The following is a 20,601-nucleotide window of genomic DNA, read 5'->3' on the forward strand; positions in this document are numbered from 1 at the left end:
CACATGATATGCCCTGGATAAGTGGCGACCCCTGAGGGACTCGAACCCCCGACCTCTGCTTTAGGAAAGCCTTGCTCTATCCGGCTGAGCTAAGGGGCCACGCAGCGAGCCTCTTACACAACCCCGTTGCCAATGAGAAGTCATTGAAATTTTTTTTCACATGACACTTCATTGCTCGGTCCGGGCGGCCAGCAGGCAGGACATGACGGATTGCAGAACCTTCGCAAGGGCCTGGTCATTGTCGCCGGCATACAGGCCGTTGACCAGAAGACCGTCGGCGATGATCCGCAGCATGTCCGCACGCGCTGTCAGCTCTTCAGGAGGGGCAATTTTAGGCAGGATGCGGCTGAACAATTGCCGGCCGATATCCCGTTCGGCTTCGGTATAGGCGCGCAGAATGCTTTCGACGCGCGGATTGCGCGCCGCTTCGGCATAGATTTCCAGACGTAACGCGCTATGCTCCCGGGTGTGCTGGCGTTCGATGAAGTTGTGGATATCGTTGAGCATGCCTGCCCTCAGCGCATCCGATGACATATTGCCGATCTCTGCAATCTTCATCTGAAGTTCGGCCACGCCGCGCGCCACAATGGCTTCGATGATCGCTTCCTTGCTGGAAAAATGGCGATAGATAACGCCGACACTAATGGCGGCTTCACGGGCAATATCGTCCATGCTGGCACCGCGAAATCCGGATCGGATGGCGCACCTGATGGCCGCGTCCAGAATGCTGGATTGCCGCTCATCCCTGGATAGTCGTTTTCGTTTTTCGGTCTCGGCCATAGGCCTCTAATCCTGTTTTTCTAATTTATTTAAGACTTCTTCACTTGACTTAGCACACCATGTTGGTCATTGGAAATAAAATAAGTGAACGTTCATTCTCAATTATTGCGAGCCTGCAAACATGATTCTCCGAAACACCACATTTCGCCCCGTTCAGGCCATTTTCAGTTCTCGCGGCGCGGCCGCTTTCGGCGTTGCCGCTTTTCTGGCCCTGACCGCCTGCAGTGGTAAGTCAGGGGGTATGCCACAACAAGCCCAGCAGGTCGGTGTCGAGGTTGTTCAGGCGCAGGCCGTGCAATTGACTACCGAGCTTTCGGGGCGCACCAGTTCGGTGCTGGTGTCGGATGTTAGGCCGCAGGTCGCCGGGCTGATCAAATCACGCCTGTTCACCGAAGGCAGCCTGGTCACGGTGGGGCAACCGCTTTACCAGATCGATCCGGCTACCTATCAGGCGGCGCTTAATAGCGCGGAGGCCAGCCTGGCAAATGCCAAGGCGGCCCTGACGACGGCGAAGCTCAAAGCAGACCGTTACAAGGAGCTGGTCGCTATCAACGCCGTTTCCAAGCAGGATAATGATGACGCCCAGGCCACGCTCCAGCAGGCCCAGGCAACCGTGCAGTCGTCACAGGCTTCCGTCGATTCCGCCCGCATCAATGTGGGCTACACCACGGTACGCGCGCCGATTTCGGGCCGTATCGGCAAGTCGGCCTTCACACCGGGCGCACTGGTCACCGCCAGCCAGACCGATGCCCTGACAACGATACAGCAGACCGACAAGATCTATGTCGACATCAACCGCTCGGCAGCTGATGTCCTGGCCATGAAGCAGGCTATTCAGGGCGGCAAGGTGGGCGCATCGGACAGCGCGGATGTGGAGCTTGTGCTTGAAAACGGCTCGGTTTATCCCCTCAAGGGGCGCCTGCAGTTCTCCGATATCACGGTAGATGAAGGCACAGGGACGGTGACGCTGCGCGCCGTATTCGACAATCCGGATGGCACACTGATGCCGGGCCTCTACGTTCGTGCCCGGCTGGCCACCGGCGTGGCGCAGAACGGTATCCTGGTCGATCAGGCGGGCGTGCAGCGCGATGCCAAGGGCAATGCCAGCGTTTATGTCGTGGGCGCCGACAACAAGGTGGCGACACGCTCAATCACGCTCGGTCAGGCGGTCGGTCAGAAATGGCTGGTGCTCAGCGGTCTGAATGCCGGTGACAAAGTGGTCGTGCAGGGGCTGCAAAAGATCAGCGCCGGCGGCCAGGTCAAGGCCACTGTCGTCAACAGCGCTGAATAGGAAGTCGAACAATGTTGTCGCGTTTCTTTATCGACCGTCCCATCTTTGCATGGGTTGTCGCCATCGTCATCATGTTCGCCGGTGTTCTGTCCATCACACGCCTGCCTGTCGAACAGTATCCGGATATCGCCCTGCCGCAGGTGTCGATATCGGCCAGCTATCCCGGTGCTTCTGCCAAGACGGTAGAAGACAGCGTGACCCAGGTCATCGAACAGAGCATGAAGGGGCTCGATGGCCTGATGTATATGAGCGCCACCTCGACCTCCAGCGGGGCGGCGACGATCACCCTGACCTTCAAGTCCGGCACGGACGCGGATATCGCGCAGGTCCAGGTGCAGAACAAGCTGCAGACCGTGACTGCCTTGCTGCCGCAATCGGTGCAAAGCCAGGGCGTATCCGTGGTCAAGTCGACTTCCAGCTTTCTGATGGTGGTTGGCGTTTACGCGGATGACGGAAAGGCCACGCAGGATGATATTTCCGATTATATTGGCTCAAGCATCAAGGACCAGCTCAGCCGCGTGGACGGAGTGGGTGACGTCCAGCTTTTCGGTGCGCAATACGCCATGCGTATCTGGCTCGATCCGCAGAAGCTGGCCAGTTACAGCCTGATGCCCTCGGATGTGGTCACGGCCATTGAGGCCCAGAATACGCAGGTTTCCGCCGGCGAGCTGGGTGGCTTGCCCGCCGTAAAGGGCAATATGATCAATGCGACGATCACCGCTCAGTCGCGCCTGACTTCAGCGGATCAATTCCGCAACATTATCGTCAAGAACCAGAGCAATGGCGCAAAGGTCTATCTCAGCGATATTGCGCGGGTTGAACTTGGCGCTGAAAGCTACCAGGCCAATGCGACATATAACGGGCATCCCTCTTCCGGGATTGCTGTCAAGCTGACGCCGGGCGGCAATGCACTCAGCACTGCCCAGGCCGTCAAGGCGCGCATGAATGAACTGCAGAAGTCTTTCCCGGCCGGCTATCACTATGTCGTGCCTTATGACTCGACGCCATTCATCAGCCTGTCGATCGAGGAAGTGGTCAAGACCCTGATCGAAGCGGTCGTCCTGGTTTTCGTGGTGATGTACATCTTCCTGCAGAACTGGCGCGCCACGCTTATCCCGACCATTGCCGTGCCGGTGGTTCTGCTCGGTACATTCGGCATTCTGGCGGTCTTCGGCTACTCTATCAACACTCTGACACTCTTCGGTCTTGTGCTGGCCATCGGTCTTCTGGTCGATGATGCCATCGTGGTGGTTGAAAACGTCGAACGTATCATGTCAGAGGAGGGGCTGAGCCCGCGGGCCGCCACGCGCAAGTCTATGGAAGAGATCACAGGCGCCCTTATCGGTATCGCCCTGGTTCTGTCCGCCGTGTTCGTTCCCATGGCCTTCTTCAGTGGCACACAGGGCATGATCTATCGTCAGTTCTCGTTGACCCTGGTTTCGGCCATGAGCCTCTCTGTTGTTGTGGCGCTCATTCTGACGCCCGCCTTGTGCGCTACCTTGTTGAAGCCGGTTAAAAAAGGTGAGGGGCACAGCCAGAAAGGTCTCGCAGGTTGGTTCAACCATCGTTTCGATGCGGCAAGCGACCGTTATCGCGGCATTGTTGGCAACATCCTCGTCAAACCCGTGCGCTGGATGCTTGGCTTTGTGGTCATCATTGCCGCGGTTGCCGTGCTGTTTGTGCGCCTGCCGACCTCGTTCCTGCCCGAGGAGGATCAGGGGGTTGTATTCACATTGATTCAGCTTCCAGCAGGCGCCAGTCAGGAACGCACGCAAAAGGTTGTAAGTGACGTGCAGGCCTATTTCCAGAAGGACCCTGCAGTCGAATCCGTCTTCGCGGTCACGGGGTTCAGCTTCGGTGGCACCGGGCAGAATATGGCTATGGCCTTTGTGCGTCTGAAGGATTTCAATGAGCGTCATGCGGCAAAGGACAAGGCAGCGGCGGTTGGCATGCGGGGCACCATGCACTTCATGTCCTATCCGAATGCATCGATATTTGCCATTGTTCCTCCGGCGATTACGTCGCTGGGCACGTCTTCCGGTTTCACTATGATGCTGGAAGATCAGGGCGGGGTTGGTCACGATCAGCTGATCGCGGCGCGTAACCAGCTCCTCGGCCTGGCGTCGCAATCCAAGGTTCTGACCTCCGTGCGGCCGAATGGCCAGGAAGATACGGCCCAGCTCGATGTCAGCATTGACCAGGCAAAGGCTGGCGCCATGGATCTCACCCTTTCGGACATCAACAGTGTGCTGTCGACGGCCTGGGGTGGCGCCTACGTCAATGATTTTGTTGATCGTGGCCGGGTCAAGAAGGTCTATGTCCAGTCCGATGCGCCTTTCCGCATGCAAACCGAGGACCTGAACCGCTGGTTCGTGCGGAACAGCAATAGCCAGATGGTGCCCCTGTCTTCGATCGCTACCTCGAAATGGAGCTTTGGTGCGCCGAGTCTGACGCGCTATAACGGACAGTCGGCGGTTGAAATCGATGGTTCGCCCGCGGCCGGTAAAAGCTCTGGTGTGGCCATGGCGGAGATGGAAAAACTGGTCAAGCAATTGCCGGCGGGCATTGGTTACGAATGGACCGGCATGTCACTGCAGGAACGCGAATCTGGCAATCAGGCGCCGGCCCTCTATGCGATCTCGATTCTGGTCGTCTTCCTGCTGCTCGCTGCCTTGTATGAAAGCTGGTCGATCCCGATTTCGGTAATCCTTGTCATTCCGCTGGGTGTGCTTGGCGCCCTGCTGGCTATGAGCCTGCGTGGACTCAACAATGATATCTACTTCCAGGTTGGCCTGCTGACCACCATAGGTCTGTCAGCCAAGAATGCGATCCTGATCGTCGAGTTTGCCAAGGCGCTGCACGAGCAGGGCAAGTCCCTGATAGAGGCAACGCTTGAGGCCGTCCGAATCCGCCTGCGGCCGATCATCATGACCTCCCTGGCCTTTACCTTCGGCATTCTGCCCCTGGCGATTTCCAATGGCGCGGGCTCCGGCGCGCAGCATGCCATCGGCACCGGCCTGATCGGCGGTATCCTGTCGGCCACCTTCCTGGCGATCTTCTTCGTGCCGTTGTTCTTCGTGCTGGTGCAGAAGCTCTTCAAGGCTGATGAAAAGCATATGAGGAAATTGCAGCGGATACGCGAAGACGACGAGATAGAAGCCGGTCGAGCGGATCACTGAGCAAGGAGAAAGATGATGAGACATAAGACACCCTTCCTCCTGCTCACCTCGGCCCTGGCGCTCAGCGCCTGCACGATGACGCCGAAATATGTGCGGCCGGAACTGCCCGTCGCCCAGCAATGGCCACAGGCGGTCCAGTCCGCCACAGGCGGCAGCGATGCCCAGCCGGCGGGCGACCTGCCGTGGAAGCAGGTTTTCCTCGATGCGCGCCTGCAGCGCGTCATCGACACGGCCCTGACCAACAATCGCGACCTGCGGGTGGCGATACTGAATATCGAGAAGGCACGGGCCACCTATGTGATGACCCGTTCCAGCCTGCTGCCATCGGTCTCCGGCTCGGTCAGCGAAACGCGCTCGCACGAAGCGGGCGCCGACAGCGATGTCTACAGCGCCACAGCCAGCGTCTCGGCCTGGGAACTGGACCTGTTCGGCAAGATCCGTTCAGAATCGAAGGCGGCACAGGAATCTTTCCTCGCCACTGCCGAGACGCGGCGCGCTACGCAGATATCCCTGATCAGCGAAACGGCTTCCGCCTGGTTTACCCTGGCCTCTGACCAGGATCTGCTGCGCCTGGCCCGCGAAACGCTTCAGACGCGTGAAAGCGACTATACCCTGTCGAAGCGCAAATTCGACCTGGGTGTGGCCGCCGAGACCGACCTGCGCAGCCTGGAAGTGGAGACGGAGCAGGCCCGTGCCGATGTCGCCCAGTACGAGGCCCAGGTCCAGCAGGACAAGGACGCCCTGATCCTGCTGACAGGACAGGCAATTGCGGACGCTGACCTGCCTGACGCCATGCCGGATGATTCAGCGATTCTGGCCAACCTGCCTGCCGGCCTGCCCTCTGAGGTGCTGACCCGGCGCCCGGATGTGCTCTCGGCCGAGCACGACCTCAAATCGGCCAATGGCGATGTCGGGGCGGCGCGCGCCGCCTTCTTCCCGACGATCAGCCTGACCGGCTCGACCGGCTCGTCCAGCGATGAGCTGAGCGGCCTGTTCAAGTCCGGCACGGGCACCTGGAGCTTCGCGCCATCGATCTCGATCCCGATCTTCAGTGGCGGCTATAATGTCGCCAACCTGAAGAGCGCCAAGGCGGCCCGCGATGTCGCCGTGGCGACCTACGAGAAGACGGTGCAGACGGCTTTCAAGGAAGTGGCCGACGCCCTGGCGACACGCGCTACGATCGACCGTCGGCTGGATGCGCTCAACAAGGCCTCTACCGCCGCGGATGCCTCGCTCACCCTGGTGCAGGCGCGCTACGACCACGGTATAGACAGCGCCCTCGACCTCACGACGGCGCAGCGGACAGCCTACAGCGCGCAGCAGAGCCTGATTTCGATCCGGCTGTCACGCGCCACCAACCTGGCCACGCTCTATGCGGCCCTGGGCGGCGGCGTCAACTAGTCACGCTGCACGATGCACGACAAAGAAACACCCGGCAGGCCCACCGCCTGCCGGGTGTTTCTTTTGCGCGACAGGCGGACGCGTTCACCATTGGATACGGGCGGTGGGCTTCGTGAGGGTGCCGCTGGAATCCAGAAGGCCTCGGCCTAAGGTTTCATGATCTTTCCCTTTTAGAAGCTGCGGCTGACAAACCAGTAGGTGCCGATACAGACCAGGAAACTGGCGACGACATCGACCGTTATCGGCCGGGGGGCGACCAGCCTGACCTTTCGCAGCAGGGCGACCACGCCCAGTATGGCGAGTACGACGCAGACCTGGCCGATTTCGACACCGATATTGAAGCCGAAGAGGATCTGCGCCAGCTTGGCAACCGGCAACCGGTCTTTCAGCAGGTCGCTGGCGAAGCCGAAGCCGTGGATCAGGCCAAAGACAAGCGTGACCACCAGACGGACGCGGGCAAATTCGTGCACGGTGCCCGAAACCATCAGGTAGCAGAAGGTAAAGAGGGCCGCACCGAACAGCAGCAGCGGCGGCAGCAGGCCGATGCCGAAGACCTTTAGCACTCCGATGGCCAGCAGGAAGCCGCCCGCCGCCAGGGACGGCCAGAAAGCATTCTTCTGGGTATGGACGATGTTTTCGATACCGACGAGGCCGATTGTGAAGGCCACCAGGGCATCGATGAATTCGGCGTGCGGACGGATGATGCCAGTGACCGCCAAGGCCAGGGTGAGGCTGTGACCAATGGTGAAGCCGGTGACGACGAACAGCAGGTCCTTCAGCTTGCGCGACAGCAGGATCAGGCCCAGCAGGAAGGACATGTGGTCGACGCCGGTGAAGATGTGCATGATCCCCATGGTCACGAACTGCAGGAAACCGGCATCGCGCAGTTCACCGCCATTGGCGGCGCCGGTATCGATTTCGGTGACGTCCTTGGTGAAAAGCTGCTCGACGAACTCGCCGCTTTCCATCTGGATCTGGGCAAAGTCGGTATGGGTCGGGACCGCCTCGAACAGACCGGTGAAATGCAGGGTCATGTCCTTGGTGGACGGGCAGGCGAAGACATATTCGAACCGGCGGTAGCCGCTGGTGGCGCTGAGAACCGAGGGGGTGCCGTTAAGGGGGCAGGTCTGCTTGTCGGCGCTGACGCCGATGTGATGGCGAAAATAATCCATCAGCTGCGCATTGCCGGGCGAGCTGTGATCGGGTGTCAGTTTCTGGGCTTCCAGTTCCGGCAGGGTGACATCGACGCGGGCGGTCGGGCCGGTCAGGGCCCAGCTGGTATGCGATTCACTGCGCGTGTGGGCGGCGGCCGGCTGGGCCGCGGCGATCAGCGCAAGGACGAAGGTGACGAGGGCGGCCAGGCGTTTCATTCGAAGCCCTTCGCGATCAGGACGTCCGCACGCTTGCGCAGGAAGGCGCCGGCCGATTTCATCAGGTGATTGGATTTCGCTTCGTTGACATCCTGCAGCACGCGGTCGCGAATGCTGTCAAACGGCTGGGCCACGGGCGGGTCATTGAGCACCATGACCAGCACATGGTAACCATCGGCGGTCTTGACCGGCGTGGAGACCTCGCTGTTTTTCAGCGGTGCGGCGGCCTTAAAAAGCTCCGGCCCCAGGTGAATCTGGGCGGCGAAATAGAACTCGTTGCCGTCGGCGAAAAGGAGGCTCTTCTTGAGGCCGGCCGGGACGGGCCGGCCGGCGCGCAGGGCCTGGACTCCGGCTTCGGCCGTAGCCAGATCGGGCGTGACATAGTCGTCCGCCCGCATGGTGCCTTCGGTATTGTACTGCGCCATATGGGCCTGATACCAGGCCTGCAGTTCCTGGTCGCTGACCGGCATGCTGATCACGTCGGTCGTCTGCATGGATTCCACGCCGGTGACCAGGGCGCTGCGCACCTCGGTGCTGTCGGTCGGCAGGCCCAGTTCGATGCCGCGCTGGACGTACAGTTCCTCGCGGATCATGGTTTCCAGCATGTCCTTCTTCTGCTTGGCGGTCGCCTGCGACAGCGGCACCTGATAGGTCGACTGGATGTTGGAGACATAATCGGTCATCAGGATCGGCACGCCATTGACCACGGCGACATCTTGCGCCGGCACCATGGAGGTGCGTGTGCCGGACGAGGTGAACAGGCCGAAGCCGGCAATGGCCAGGCCGGCCACCGCGCCGATGGCACAGAAAATCAGCGAACGATGCGGGGAAACAGTATCCAGTTTCAGGGCGGAATTGAGGGTCATGAACCGGATACCTTCTTGTGGGATTGCAGGCTGTAGACATAGGCGGAGACGGCGCGCACCTGGCGCGCGGTCAGCTTGCGGAAGAAGGCGGGCATCTGGCCCTTGCGGCCTTCGGTGAGGGTGTGGGCGATATCGGCCTTAGAGCCGGTGCCGTAGAGCCAGACCTTGTCGACCAGGTTCGGCGCGCCGATGGCGCCATCGCCGCCGCGATCGGCAGCGTGGCAATCCCAGCAGCCCTTGCTGTCATAGAGCGCGTAACCGGCCTGGGCCGCCGGCGAGAGCGCGGCGGGAGAGGGGGGCACCCCATGGGTCTGACTGGAGGTCGATGTCTTCGAGGCCTCGGAAAGATAGGCGGCGAGATTGTCGATCTCGCCCGGTGTCAGCGGATCGAGCTTGTAAGGACCGTAGGGATTGGCCGTGCCAAAGGCTGGCATGTAGGCCAGGTTCCAGCCCTTGGGGTCACCCGAGCGAATGCCGTAGAGAATGGTCTGTTCGGTCTGGGCCAGCTCGCCCTCGCCATAGAGATAATCGTCATCGGTCAGGTCCGCTGTGCCCTTGACGCGATCGCCCTTGGCATTGGCGCCATGGCATACGGCGCAATCTTTCTGAAAGATGCCACGGCCTTCGCGGGTCAGGTGTTCGAACAGGGCGGTATTGGCGGGGAGCTGGGCGGGATCGGCGCGCATCGCCATGACCGCGAACCGGTTCTCGTTCCACAGCCACGCACTGGCAGCGACGCCGGCGAGGACGATGCCCGCGGCACTCCAGATCAAGAGGCGCTTCATGGGTGTCGCGTCCATTCTGGCCGGCGCTTGCAGGGTTTCCGGATGGTCATGTGCCCTCCCAATTCATAGCCGGTTTTTTGAGTCCGGTGTTTTTTGAGAATTTAGCGGGCGCAAGCGATGTAACGCGAGACAATTACGGTAATGTAACCGTTACGCCACGAAATTCGACAGTCAGAAGGTCCGTTGAATACTGACCCGGAATTCACGTGGCTCACCAGGGTGGACCATATGATCGGCATAACCTTCGCCATCCGTGGCAGTGCAGTCTTCGCCTTTCAGGCAGGAACCGTAATAGTATTCGGCATCATAGTACTTGGCATCGGCCAGGTTGAGGACCGCGAGCGTGACCGAGAGATTGGGTGTCAGGGCTTTTTCGGCCCGCAAGTTGAAGGTGGTGGCGGCGCTAGCCATGACGCTGCCGTCCTCGATCAGATAGCGCGGACCGATATAGCGCCAGCCGAGGGTGAAGCTGGTGCCGGGCAGTCCCTTCAGGTCGTGCAAGGTGGCTTCGCCATTGGTCATGAAACGGACCGATTCCGGGATCTGGTCGCCGGCTTCATTGCCCTTGTCGGTATAGCGCGCGGTTGACAGGGCGATATCGCCGGTGATGTCCAGCCAGTTGACAGGCTGCCAGCGGTTGTTCCACTCAAAGCCCCAGCGCTGGCCGGGACGGCCGCTGCCGACCACCGCGCCGGAATCGCCGTCAAAGGCGAATTCGTTCTCGCTGGCCAGGAACCACAGGGAGACGGAGCTGTCGAGGTGCGGGATCGCGCGGCTGTGCAGACCGATTTCACCGCCCTTGTTCTGGTATATGGCCAGGGTCCGGGAGGTGGGGTCGCCGCCGCCATGCTCGACCGGTCCCGGTGTGACGGTATTGACTACGCCACGCACGTCCTGGCTGGAGATGCCGTAGCCGGACTGGAAGAACAGATCGGTCTTGCCGTCCAGCCTGTAGCGCAGGCCGAACTTGGGGCTGACCACGGATTGATCGCCCTTGCCGGAATTGGCGGTGGTATCGGAATTTACCTGAAAGGCCAGGTTGTCGAGGCGCACGCCGAACGTGCTGGTCAGGCGGTCGTCCCATTCGATGGTGTTTTCCCACCAGGGCGACAGCATGATCTCGTGCACCTGATCCGTCAGCACGTGGTAATATGCCTGGCGTTCTATGGTATGGTCGAGCTGCAGGTTGATGCTGTCATAGCGCAGCTGGACGCCGAAGCGGTCGCGCGTGTTCTGGCCGAGATAGGCGCCATCGATCTCGCGCTCGTACTTGCCGCCATAGATCCAGCGGAAATCCTGCTGGCGCTGTTCGTCGCCGTTCGGGTCCATGTAGTATGTAAAGTTCGAGAACAGATCCATGCTGTAATTGACGGCATAGACCTCGATATCGGTGCGCCCATGGACGTCGGTCTTGTGCCAGTTGCCGAAGAGGCTGTAGCGTGTGCTGGAGCCGCCGGTATAGGGATCGAGCACTTCATAGCGGTCGTAGGAACCATCCTCGATGCCGCGCAAGGGCACCTGGTCGCCACCATTCCAGATGCCGCTGTAGCCTTGCAGGGTGATGGAGTAGCCCTGCGCGCTGTCGCCCTGGCTGTAGCGCAGGATGCCGCTGTAACGGCGGTAATTGTTCTTTACGGTCCAGGGGCCGTCATCGTGCATATATTCGAAGGCGCCGGCCAGGTTGCCCTTTCCCGCCTTGAAGGTGTTCATCAGCAGGGCGCGGGCATAACCGTCGCCGCCGGCCTCCAGCTTGATCTCGCCCGGCATAATGTCCGCGATCTTGATATCGGCCGAGCCGGCATTATCGAAATCGCCCTTGTCGGCGTAGTAGGGCCCCTTGGTATAGTCGATGCCGCCGATGGCTTCGGGGATCAGCCAGTTCAGGTCGTTATAACCCGGGCCGTGGGCGTGAGTGACCATGTTGACGGGCACGCCGTCGACCTCGCTCAGGAACATGTCGCCGTGATCGAGCTGGAAACCGCGCAGGTAGTACTGGTTGGCCTTGCCTGCGGCGGCATGGGCCACGACGACGACACCAGGCACGAGTTGCAGGACTTCGCCCGGACGCAGGACCGGATATTCGCTGACCTGGGTGCTGGTGATGGTGCCAGCGCTCGATGAGTTCTTGGTGCCCATCATGCTGGCGCGGCTGCCCTTGACGACAATTGTGGTGCCGGTTTCGCTGGTTCCGGAGTCCGCGCCTGCGTCCTCCGCATGCGACAGGGACGGCAGGAGTGCCGCAAGGGCCATGGCCAGAACCAGTGGCGCGGTCTGTCGCATCAATTGTATCTTCAAGATGGCTTCCCCTTTTGTATTTTTACCGGGGGCGCTTTTCGTAATGAGCGCCGCATGGGGAATGAACAGCGCAAATGCCGGCTGTAACGCAAAGAAATTACGGTGATGATACCGTTACACCCAGGTTACACGCGCCTTTTTCGGGCGTTGTGTGAAAGATCGGTGCTGAACCTGATAGCCCTCCACAAGGTATGATGCGTTTCTGGTCAGAGGTTTGCGATATGGCTGTGCAGGGCATAAACCGATGACAGGTCGCCGTTGAAAAAGGACGACATTTGAGGACGCGGAACAGCGACACAGGCGGCTAGGATGAGAGCTAAGTGAGCACGACAGACCGGGTTTTTGCTGTTTTAAGGCTGTTCTCAATTCAACATCCGGAGTGGACGGTGGAGCAGGCGGCGTCCGAACTGGATTGCCCGACCAGCACCATGTATCGCTATTTCCGCAGCCTGGTCGGCGCCGGGCTTTGTCGGTATCGCCGCGCCGGTCTATAGCGACGAAGGCGAGGTCTTCGCCTCGGTTGGCGTGGTGCTCGACCGGCCGGAATTGTCACCGGAGGCCGAACGGGTTCCGGCGGAGGAAGTCCTGGCCGTATCTGCGGCCGTTTCCAGGAATCTCAAGCTGCTTGGCTAAAAAACAGCGCCGACCTGACGGTGTCGGATTGGCGCCGGGAGACGCTTTCCACGCGGCAGGACCGGGTACATCCACCAGCAGGAAGTCATCGGCCTTGCCGCTTCTCAACATGGCTGCCAGTACGGTGGGCTGATATAGGCCTACTTGCTGGCCTGCCAGCCGCCGCCCAGGGCTCGGATCAGGTCGATACCGGCCAGAAGGCGCGTGGTGCGCAGAGTGAGTGCCGTGCGGCGGGCGTCGAGTTCGCTGGTCTGGGCGGTCACCACATCGAGATAGCTGGCCGCACCCTCCTTGTACTGGATCAGGGCCAGCTGGTTGGTGCGCGTGGCGGCGGTGACGGCCTCATCCTGACGGTCGGCGGCGACGGCCAGACGGTTGTTGAGGGCCAGCTGGTCCTCGACATCCTGAAAGGCGGTCAGCACGGTCAGGCGGTAGGTGTCAGCCGCCTGTTCGAACTGGGCCCGCGCCGAAGCCACTCCGGCCTTGCGCGCGCCGCCATCGAAGACCGGCAGGCTGGCGGCGACCGGACCGATGGCCCAGTAAGGGCCGGTCTGGCCAACATATTCCTCATTGCCGCCGCCCGCCGCCAGGGTCAGGCTGGGGAAGCGTGCGGCCCTGGCTACGCCGATCCCGGCATTGGCGGCATAGACGCGGCGCTCGGCGGCAGCGATATCGGGCCGCCGTTGCAGCAGGCCGGACGGCGCATCGACTGGAATTTGCGGCACGGTAATGGCGTCGCTGACCGCATCGAGATGGAAGCTGGAAGGCTGTTCGCCCAGCAGGACGGCGATGGCGTGTTCCAGCAGCGCGCGCGAGGCCCCCAGTTGTTCGAGCTGCGACTGGGTGGTACCCAACTGCGTGCGGGCACGGCCGACATCGATCTCACCGGCGGCCCCGCCCTTGAAGCGGTCGGTCGTCAGGTCGAGCGCCTTTTGATAGGCTTCGACCGATTGGTGCAGAAGCGCGATCTGGGCATCGGCGCCGCGCAGGGACATATAGGTTTCGGCCAGCTTGGCCTGCAGGCTGAGGCGCAAGGTCGCGACATCGGCGGCGCTGGCCTCGGCATTGGCGCGGTTGGCGGCCACCGTATTGCGGATGCGACCCCACAGGTCGATTTCATAGGACGCGGTGGCGCCGGCGAGATAGTTATTCAGGTCGCCGTTGCGCGGATCACGCGTCCGGCTCTGCCACGCCGTCAGGTTGAGGCTCGGCAGCAGGCCCGCCTGTGCCTGACCGGTCAGGGCCACGGCCTGATCGTAACGCGCGAGCGCCGCAGCCAGTTGCAGGTTGTGGCCTTCGATACGGCCTTCCAGGTCATTAAGCGTGGCGTCGTTGAATACCTGCCACCACGTGCCCCGTGCGGCGTCATCGGCCGGTGCGGCGGGCGTCCACGGGCCGGTCTCGGAATAGACGGCGGGGGCTTCGGGCGTGACCGGTACCTGATAGGCGGGTGCCATACTGCAAGCCGCCAAAAGCGTGGGTAGCAAAGCCGCGACCGGCAGTGTAACCAGATTACGATTTGGCATTGGCTTCACTCTTGTGAACCGGCTTGACGGCGGCGCCTGTCGTGACGGCGTCGGACGGGCTGTCGATCACCCAGTCGCCGGCGCTGAGCCCCGAGGCGATATCGAGCGTCTTGCCATCGTCCCGGCCGATTTTAACGGGCTTGACGATGACCTTGTTGTTCGGGCCAACCACGGCCACGGCGGTGCCTTCGGCGCGGAACAGCAGGGCCGAGGCCGGAATGCGGATCGCCGCCGTCTGTGTGGTGGCCGGCAGGTCCAGCGTCACCTGAGCGTAACCGCCGGGTTTCAGGGCATTGTCGGCATTATCGACGACCAGCTGGATCAGCATGGCGCCGGATTGCGGATCGACGGCCCCGGCGGTGCGGGTCACCTGCGCATCGAAGACCGTATCCGGATGGTCGGGCATGGTAAAGTGCGCGGTCATGCCATCGGTGATACCGGCCAGCTGGCTTTGCGGCACAGATACATAAATGCGCAGCTTGCTGGTATCGGAGACGGTGAACAGCGGCGCGGGCGCGGACCCGCCGGCGCTGATCAGGGCGCCGACATCGGTATTGCGCGACGTGACGCGACCGTCGAACGGTGCGACCAGGCGCTTGAAGCCGGCCAGGGTCTGCAGGCGCGCCACATCGGCGGCAGCGGCATCGCGCTGGGCCAGGCGGGCGGCCAGGTCGCCGCGCTTCTGGTCGGCATCCTGTTGCGAGACAGCCGATTGCGCCAGCAGGCGGTCCCAGCGATCGGCGGTCGACTTGGCCAGCTCATAATTGGCGCGCGCCGTCGCCAGCTGGGCCTTCGAGGCCGCCAGTTGCTGATCGACATCCGGGGCGTCGATTTCGGCCAACACTTGACCGGCCTTCACGGTCTGGCCGATATCGGCGGACCACGATTTGAGATAACCACTGGTACGGGCATAGACCGGCGCTTCCGACCAGGCCTGCACGCGGCCGGGCAGGACCAGCTTGCCGTTATTGGCGGCCTGCGGCTGGAAGACCATGACCGACGGCGTGGCGTGGGCGGCTGTCTCGGCCTTCAGGTTGGCGCTCTGGGCCAGGCGCGCTACGGTGCCGCCGACCAGGATGACAAGGGCGATCGCGCCACCGGCAAGGGCTGCGCGGGTCAGCGCGCGGGTGCTGACGGCAGGCAGGGGATGGTTATGATCACTCACCGGGAACTCCTTCGGGCAGGTGCGGCGTTTCAGACGGAACGGATTGAGGGGCATCGCCGGCGGTTTTCTTGCGGTGGGCGATGGCGAACATGACGGGGACGAAGACCAGCGAGGCGCAGGTGGCAAACAGCAGGCCGCCGATCACGGCGCGGCCGAGCGGGGCGTTCTGTTCGCCGCCATCACCCAAACCGAAGGCCATGGGGGCCATGCCGATGATCATGGCCAGCGCCGTCATCAGCACGGGGCGGAAGCGGGTGACACCGGCTTCGAAGGCGGCCTTGATCGGATCGCCGGTGTGCTCAAGCCGCTCACGGGCAAAGCTGATGACCAAGATGGAGTTGGCGGTCGCCACACCCATGCACATGATGGCACCGGTCAGCGCCGGGACGCTGAGCGGCGTACCTGTGGCGAACAGGGTCCAGGCGATACCCGCCAAGGCGGCAGGCAAGGCAGAGACGATGACCCCGGCATCCAGCCAGGACTGGAAGTTGACCACGATCAGGAGATAGATCAGGAGAATCGCACCGAGGAGGCCAAGCCCCATGCCGGTAAAGGCGGTGTTCATGGTCTGATACTGGCCGCGCAGGGTGACGGTCACCGTTTCCGGCTTATCCTTGGCCAGGGTTTTCAGGGCCTTCTGGATATCGCCGGCCACAGCACCGAGATCACGGCCTTGCGGAGTAGCGTAGACATTGATCATAGGCTGGATGTTATACTGCGAAATTACCGCTGAACCGTTTCCACGCGTAAAGGCGCCGAGACCACCTAACATCTGTTGGGGTGCGCCACGCGTGGAGGAAACGGGCAGGGACTGCACCTTGTCCAGGCTGTCGAGATTATATTCCGGGGTTTGGGCGACGACCGGGTAGGAGACGCCATTGGCGGGGTTGAGCCAGAAGACCGGAGCGGTCTGGCCTGAGCCGGCGATGGCGCCGGCTACGGAACCGGTCACGTCCTTTTCATCAATTCCCAGCCCATTGGCGCGGGTGCGATCGACATCGAAACGCAGTTCCGGATAACCGGCGGGCTGCTGGATGCGTGCATCGGCCACGCCATCGATTTTACGGATAGCGGCCAGAACCTTTTCGGCATAGGCGCGATTGGCCGCCGATTTGTTACCGGTGATCTGGATATCGATCGGAGAGGGGGAACCAAAGTTCAGGATTTGGCTCGTAACGTCGGCCGGTAGAAAGGAGAAGGTTGCGCTTGGGAAGGCCTGGGGCAGGATTTCGCGCAGGCGCTTCACATGATCGGCCGTCGGCTTGTGGCCTTCCTTGAGGCTGATCAGGATGTCGCCATCCTGCGCGCCGATGGTGCCGGAATTGTTATAGATGGTGTTGATGCCGCTGGCTGGCAGTCCGATATTGTCGACCATGGCGTCCAGTTCATTCGCCGGGATTGTCTCACGGATCTTGTCCTGAACGCGGGCAAACAAGGCGGAGGTTTCTTCCAGGCGGGTTCCCGAAGTGCCTCGGACGTGCATCGAAATCGCACCGGCATCGACTGACGGAAAGAAGTTGCGGCCGAGGAACGGGACGAGAAGCAGACTGCAGAAGGCGAAAATCAGGAAACCGGCCACGAAGACACCGCGCGCCCCCAGAGCCCGGCCAAGCACGCTGGCATAGCCGTCACGGAACTTGGAAAAGCGGTTTTCAAAGCCGCGCTGGAAGCGAACCAGCGGGTTTTTCGAGGTGGCGGCATGGGTATGGTCGTCGCCGTGAACATGCTTCTTGAGCAGGTACATGGCCATGGTCGGCACCAGAGTCCGCGACAGGATGAACGAAGCGACCATGGCAAAGATCACCGACAGGGCCATCGGCACGAACAGGAAGCCTGACACGCCTGGCAGGTAGAACATCGGTACGAAGACGACGCAGATACACAGAAGTGAAACGAAGGCCGGGGCCACGATCTGTTTGGCGCCATCGAGGATCGACTGCTTGACCTCTTTGCCGTGTTCCAGGTGCCAGTTAATGTTTTCGATGGTCACAGTGGCATCGTCGACGAGAATGCCGACAGCGAGTGCCAGCCCGCCGAGTGTCATGGTGTTCAGTGTCTGGCCGAAGGCCGCCAGTGCCGCGATTGCCGCCAGCACCGCCAGCGGGATCGAGATGGCGATGATGACAGTGGAGCGCCAGGAGCCCAGGAACAGCAGGATCATCAGCGAGGTCAGGGCCGCGGCGATGACACCTTCATGGATGACACCTTCGACGGAGCCCTTAACGAAGGTCGACTGATCGATCATTGGTGTGATTTTCAGGGCCGGCGGTGTGCCTTTCAAGACTTCCGGGATCAGTCCGCGCACGCCCTTAACGATATCGATGGTCGAAACCGCGCCCGCCTTGAAGACGGTGATCAGGACAGACTTGGCGCCGTTGACGTGCACGACGTTCTGTTGCGGGGCAGAGCCATCACGCACATGGGCGACGTCTCCCACGCGGATGGTGGCGCCGTTGACCGTCTTGATCGGCAGATTATTGAGATCTTCAACCGACCCGGGCGCGTTATTCAGGCGCAGGTTATACTGGAACTCGCCGATCTTGACGAAGCCGGCCGGGGTGATCTGGGTCTGGGCGGCGATAGCAGCGCCGACATCGCCGGGTGCGAGTCCTTTGGACGCCAGGGCCTGGGGATCGATATCGATCATGATCTGCCGCGAACGGCCACCGAATGGCAGAGGAATAGCCGCGCCAGGCACCGTCACCAGACGGGTGCGGATCTGTGCGGTACCGAGGTCGGACAGCTGGGCTTCGGTCAAACCCTGGCCGGAGAGCGCCAGTTGCAGGATCGGCACGGTTGAGGCCGAGTAGTTGATGACCAGAGGCGGCGTGGTGCCGGGAGGCATCTGCTTCAGCAGGGTCTGCGAGATGGCTGTAATCTGGGCATTGGCCAGACGGATATCAGCGCCCGGCTGGAAATAGATTTTTACCACCCCGACACCGGCGTAGGAAGTCGCCTCAATATGCTCGATATTGTCGACGGTCGTCGTAAGGGCGCGCTGGTAAGGGGTAATGATGCGCCCGGACATATCATCGGGCGACAGGCCGGTATAGTTGAACGCGACGCCCACAACCGGCACACGGATCGACGGAAAGATATCGACCGGCATCCGCATCGCCGCCAGGGTGCCGGCAATCAGGATCAGCGCCGCCATGACGATGAAGGTGTAAGGGCGCGACAGGGCGATGCGGACAATGGCGTTCATCGGCAGGTTCCAAAACGGACGATAAGGGAGGCCTCGCAGACATTAACGCTATGTCGGTTGAAATCCGGCATTGCGGTGCAGCAAAAAATGAAATTTTTTGTTGGATATGTCCGAAAGACGGGCGCGGAGGGCTTGCCCGCTTATGTTGTGCCCCAAACCGCAATCGGTTCGATTACACTGTAGAAAATATTGACACTGTGCATAATAGAGCAGAAAACGAACACACTCTTTGGAAATGGATGCATAATGAGGGGCAGCGAATTCGCCGAACTGCGGGCCTTCGCCACAATTGTCGAACAGGGCAATTTCGCCCGTGCCGCTTCTTTGCTGCGAATGTCGCCCTCAAGTCTGAGCCAGACCCTGCGCACCCTGGAGGAGCGGCTGGACGTGCGCTTGCTCAACCGCACCACGCGCAGCCTGTCGGTGACCGAGGCCGGGGAGCGCCTGCTGGCCCGTTTCCGCCCCGCCTTGCTGGAAATGGAAGCCGCCGTGACAGATGCCCGCAATCTGCGCGACCGGCCGGCCGGGACGGTGCGCCTGCAGACACCGAGGGGGGCTTCGACCACCCTGATCGAGCCGCTGCTCGGTCCGTTCTTCGAACTCTATCCCGATATTATCCTCGACATCACCATAGACGACCGCCTGACCGATATCGTGGAGGCCGGCATGGATGTCGGCATTCGTCTCGGTGATGCCCTGGAAGACGACATGGTCGGGGTGCGGATCAGCCAGTATTTCCGCCATGTGGTCGTTGCTTCGCCCGACTATGTCGCCCGCCATGGCGCACCGCAAACCCCCAAGGATCTGCTTTCGCACCGCTGCATCAACTGGCGGTGGCCCGGACAGGTGGGACTCTACAGCTGGGATTTCAGCAAGGACGGCATTCGCATGTCGATCGCCCCGAATGGCCCGCTGGTCGTCTCACATCGCGATACGGCAGTGAATGCCGCCATGCAGGGGGTTGGCATCGCCTTTTGCGGTGAGTACATGGCGCGCCCCCTGGTCGAGGCAGGACGGTTGGTTACCCTGCTGGATGCCTGGTGCCCGCCGCAGTCCGGCTGGTATCTTTGTTATCACAAGCAGCGACATCTGCCGGTGGCGGTGCGCACCTTCATTGACTTCATCAGAGCCCGCATCGAAACGGAAGCGTTCTAGCCTTCGTGCTTCACCGGTGGCAGGCGTTATCAGGCCGCCTGTCGCCGGCCGGCCCGGAAGGCGCGCGGCGACTGGCCGGTATGGCGTGTGAAGAGGCGGGAGAAATAGGCCGGATCGTCGAAGCCGATCTGCTGGCAGCAGGCGCCGATCGACAGGTCGCTGTAAAGCAGCAGACGCTTGGCCTCGATCAGGCGGCGGTCGAGAATGACCTGCATCGGCGGTTTTTCGCCGACCTTCTGACAGGCGTAGCGCAGCTGGGTTTCGCTGACACGCAGCACATCGAGATAGGTGCCCAGCTCCAGGGCGTCCTTGTAACGCGCCTCGATCTCCTCGCGGAAACGCACCATCAGCCGGTGATAGGGACCGAGCGGCGCCTCGACCAGCCGACTTTGCCGGTGTGACAGGCGGTGGATATCGGTCATCAGACCCAGCAGGTTGGCCTCAATCGCAGAGCGGTGGGCCGGCGCTTCCCAGAACAGCTCGCGGCCCAGGCGGGTGATCCAGGCGCGCAGGACATCGAGCGTTTCTCCATCGGGGATTTCAAGCGCCTGCAGGGTCATGGGCGCGCTCAGGTCCGGACGGGGACGGAACAGCTCGTGCAGGTGGGCGCTGGCCACGGTCAGGACATAGCCCAGTATGTCGTCGCTGAAGGCGAAGCCGTGCACCGTGCCGGCCGGAATGAACAGGATATGCGGGCCGTCGAAGCGCAGGTCGGCGTCATCGCTCAGCACCCGGCCGGACCCGTGTGTGATCAGGAAGACGTGGTTGAGGTCGGCGTGCAGGTGCGGACGGATCTGGCCATGCAGGGGCGCCGAGCGATCCTTTATTTCTTCAAGGTGCAGAAAATGATGGTCGACCTCCTTCGGCGCCTCGCCGAAGAGGTAAAACCTTGGAATGGAAGGTGATCTCGCCGTCATATGCGTGCCATGGACCGAATTTGGATCGATTGT

14 protein-coding genes and 1 tRNA gene are annotated in these 20,601 nt (G+C 61.6%); 5 read left to right on the plus strand and 10 right to left on the minus strand.

The features are described from left to right. Positions 1-22 precede the first annotated feature (22 nt). Together QM647_RS18070 and QM647_RS18075 are read right to left on the minus strand one after the other, a co-directional pair. Positions 23-99: transfer RNA gene (locus QM647_RS18070), tRNA-Arg, on the minus strand. A 69-nt stretch (positions 100-168) separates the two neighbouring features. Continuing rightward, positions 169-780: a TetR/AcrR family transcriptional regulator gene (locus tag QM647_RS18075; protein WP_414996951.1), complete on the minus strand. Its 612-nt coding sequence runs from the start codon at positions 778-780 to the stop codon at positions 169-171. 121 nt (positions 781-901) lie between these two features. On the opposite strand from QM647_RS18075, the gene QM647_RS18080 reads away from it, so the two are divergent. The 3 genes from QM647_RS18080 to QM647_RS18090 are packed head-to-tail and all read left to right on the plus strand — an operon-like array spanning position 902 to position 6,651. Continuing rightward, entirely contained in the window at positions 902-2,071 is a 1,170-nt protein-coding gene (locus QM647_RS18080) for an efflux RND transporter periplasmic adaptor subunit (protein ID WP_414996952.1), read from the plus strand. A gap of 11 nt (positions 2,072-2,082) precedes the next feature. Beyond that, positions 2,083-5,250, plus strand: coding sequence for an efflux RND transporter permease subunit (locus tag QM647_RS18085; RefSeq protein ID WP_414996953.1), 3,168 nt, complete (start codon positions 2,083-2,085; stop codon positions 5,248-5,250). A 15-nt stretch (positions 5,251-5,265) separates the two neighbouring features. Next, a complete protein-coding gene (locus QM647_RS18090; protein WP_414996954.1) occupies positions 5,266-6,651 on the plus strand; it encodes an efflux transporter outer membrane subunit in 1,386 nt (461 codons plus the stop codon). 170 nt (positions 6,652-6,821) lie between these two features. Here QM647_RS18090 and QM647_RS18095 read toward each other — a convergent pair whose 3' ends face one another. From QM647_RS18095 to QM647_RS18110, 4 genes are all read right to left on the minus strand, one after another. Continuing rightward, the gene (locus tag QM647_RS18095; protein ID WP_414996955.1) at positions 6,822-8,021 is read right to left on the minus strand and encodes a HupE/UreJ family protein; all 1,200 of its coding nucleotides are present in this window, start codon (positions 8,019-8,021) and stop codon (positions 6,822-6,824) included. Next, positions 8,018-8,887 carry a peptidyl-prolyl cis-trans isomerase gene (locus QM647_RS18100; protein WP_414996956.1) on the minus strand — a complete coding sequence of 290 codons (870 nt, stop codon included), beginning with the start codon at positions 8,885-8,887 and terminating at the stop codon, positions 8,018-8,020. Before QM647_RS18100 ends, QM647_RS18095 begins: the two co-directional genes overlap by 4 nt. Beyond that, on the minus strand, positions 8,884-9,672 hold the full coding sequence (locus QM647_RS18105; protein ID WP_414996957.1) for a c-type cytochrome: 789 nt from the start codon (positions 9,670-9,672) through the stop codon (positions 8,884-8,886). The genes QM647_RS18100 and QM647_RS18105 overlap by 4 nt, the downstream gene beginning before the upstream one ends. A 171-nt stretch (positions 9,673-9,843) precedes the next feature. Then, positions 9,844-11,952, minus strand: a complete 2,109-nt coding sequence (locus QM647_RS18110; RefSeq protein ID WP_414996958.1) for a TonB-dependent receptor — start codon at positions 11,950-11,952, stop codon at positions 9,844-9,846. A gap of 335 nt (positions 11,953-12,287) precedes the next feature. Here QM647_RS18110 and QM647_RS18115 point away from each other — a divergent pair, with 335 nt between their 5' ends. After that, on the plus strand, positions 12,288-12,461 hold the full coding sequence (locus QM647_RS18115; protein WP_414996959.1) for a helix-turn-helix domain-containing protein: 174 nt from the start codon (positions 12,288-12,290) through the stop codon (positions 12,459-12,461). A gap of 279 nt (positions 12,462-12,740) precedes the next feature. Here QM647_RS18115 and QM647_RS18120 read toward each other — a convergent pair whose 3' ends face one another. The 3 genes from QM647_RS18120 to QM647_RS18130 are packed head-to-tail and all read right to left on the minus strand — an operon-like array spanning position 12,741 to position 18,496. Continuing rightward, positions 12,741-14,126, minus strand: a complete 1,386-nt coding sequence (locus QM647_RS18120; RefSeq protein ID WP_414996960.1) for an efflux transporter outer membrane subunit — start codon at positions 14,124-14,126, stop codon at positions 12,741-12,743. Continuing rightward, a complete protein-coding gene (locus QM647_RS18125; protein ID WP_414996961.1) occupies positions 14,113-15,291 on the minus strand; it encodes an efflux RND transporter periplasmic adaptor subunit in 1,179 nt (392 codons plus the stop codon). Before QM647_RS18125 ends, QM647_RS18120 begins: the two co-directional genes overlap by 14 nt. Beyond that, complete coding sequence (locus tag QM647_RS18130; RefSeq protein WP_414996962.1) at positions 15,284-18,496, minus strand: efflux RND transporter permease subunit; 3,213 nt, start codon at positions 18,494-18,496, stop codon at positions 15,284-15,286. Before QM647_RS18130 ends, QM647_RS18125 begins: the two co-directional genes overlap by 8 nt. Before the next feature lie 246 nt (positions 18,497-18,742). On the opposite strand from QM647_RS18130, the gene QM647_RS18135 reads away from it, so the two are divergent. Next, positions 18,743-19,651 (plus strand): LysR family transcriptional regulator, encoded by a 909-nt coding sequence (locus tag QM647_RS18135; RefSeq protein WP_414996963.1) that lies wholly within the window; start codon positions 18,743-18,745, stop codon positions 19,649-19,651. Between the two features lie 29 nt (positions 19,652-19,680). Here QM647_RS18135 and QM647_RS18140 read toward each other — a convergent pair whose 3' ends face one another. Beyond that, on the minus strand, positions 19,681-20,568 hold the full coding sequence (locus QM647_RS18140) for a helix-turn-helix domain-containing protein (protein WP_414996964.1): 888 nt from the start codon (positions 20,566-20,568) through the stop codon (positions 19,681-19,683). Between the last annotated feature and the right edge of the window lie 33 nt (positions 20,569-20,601).

The organism is Asticcacaulis sp. (assembly GCF_047605585.1).
Classification (GTDB): domain Bacteria; phylum Pseudomonadota; class Alphaproteobacteria; order Caulobacterales; family Caulobacteraceae; genus Asticcacaulis.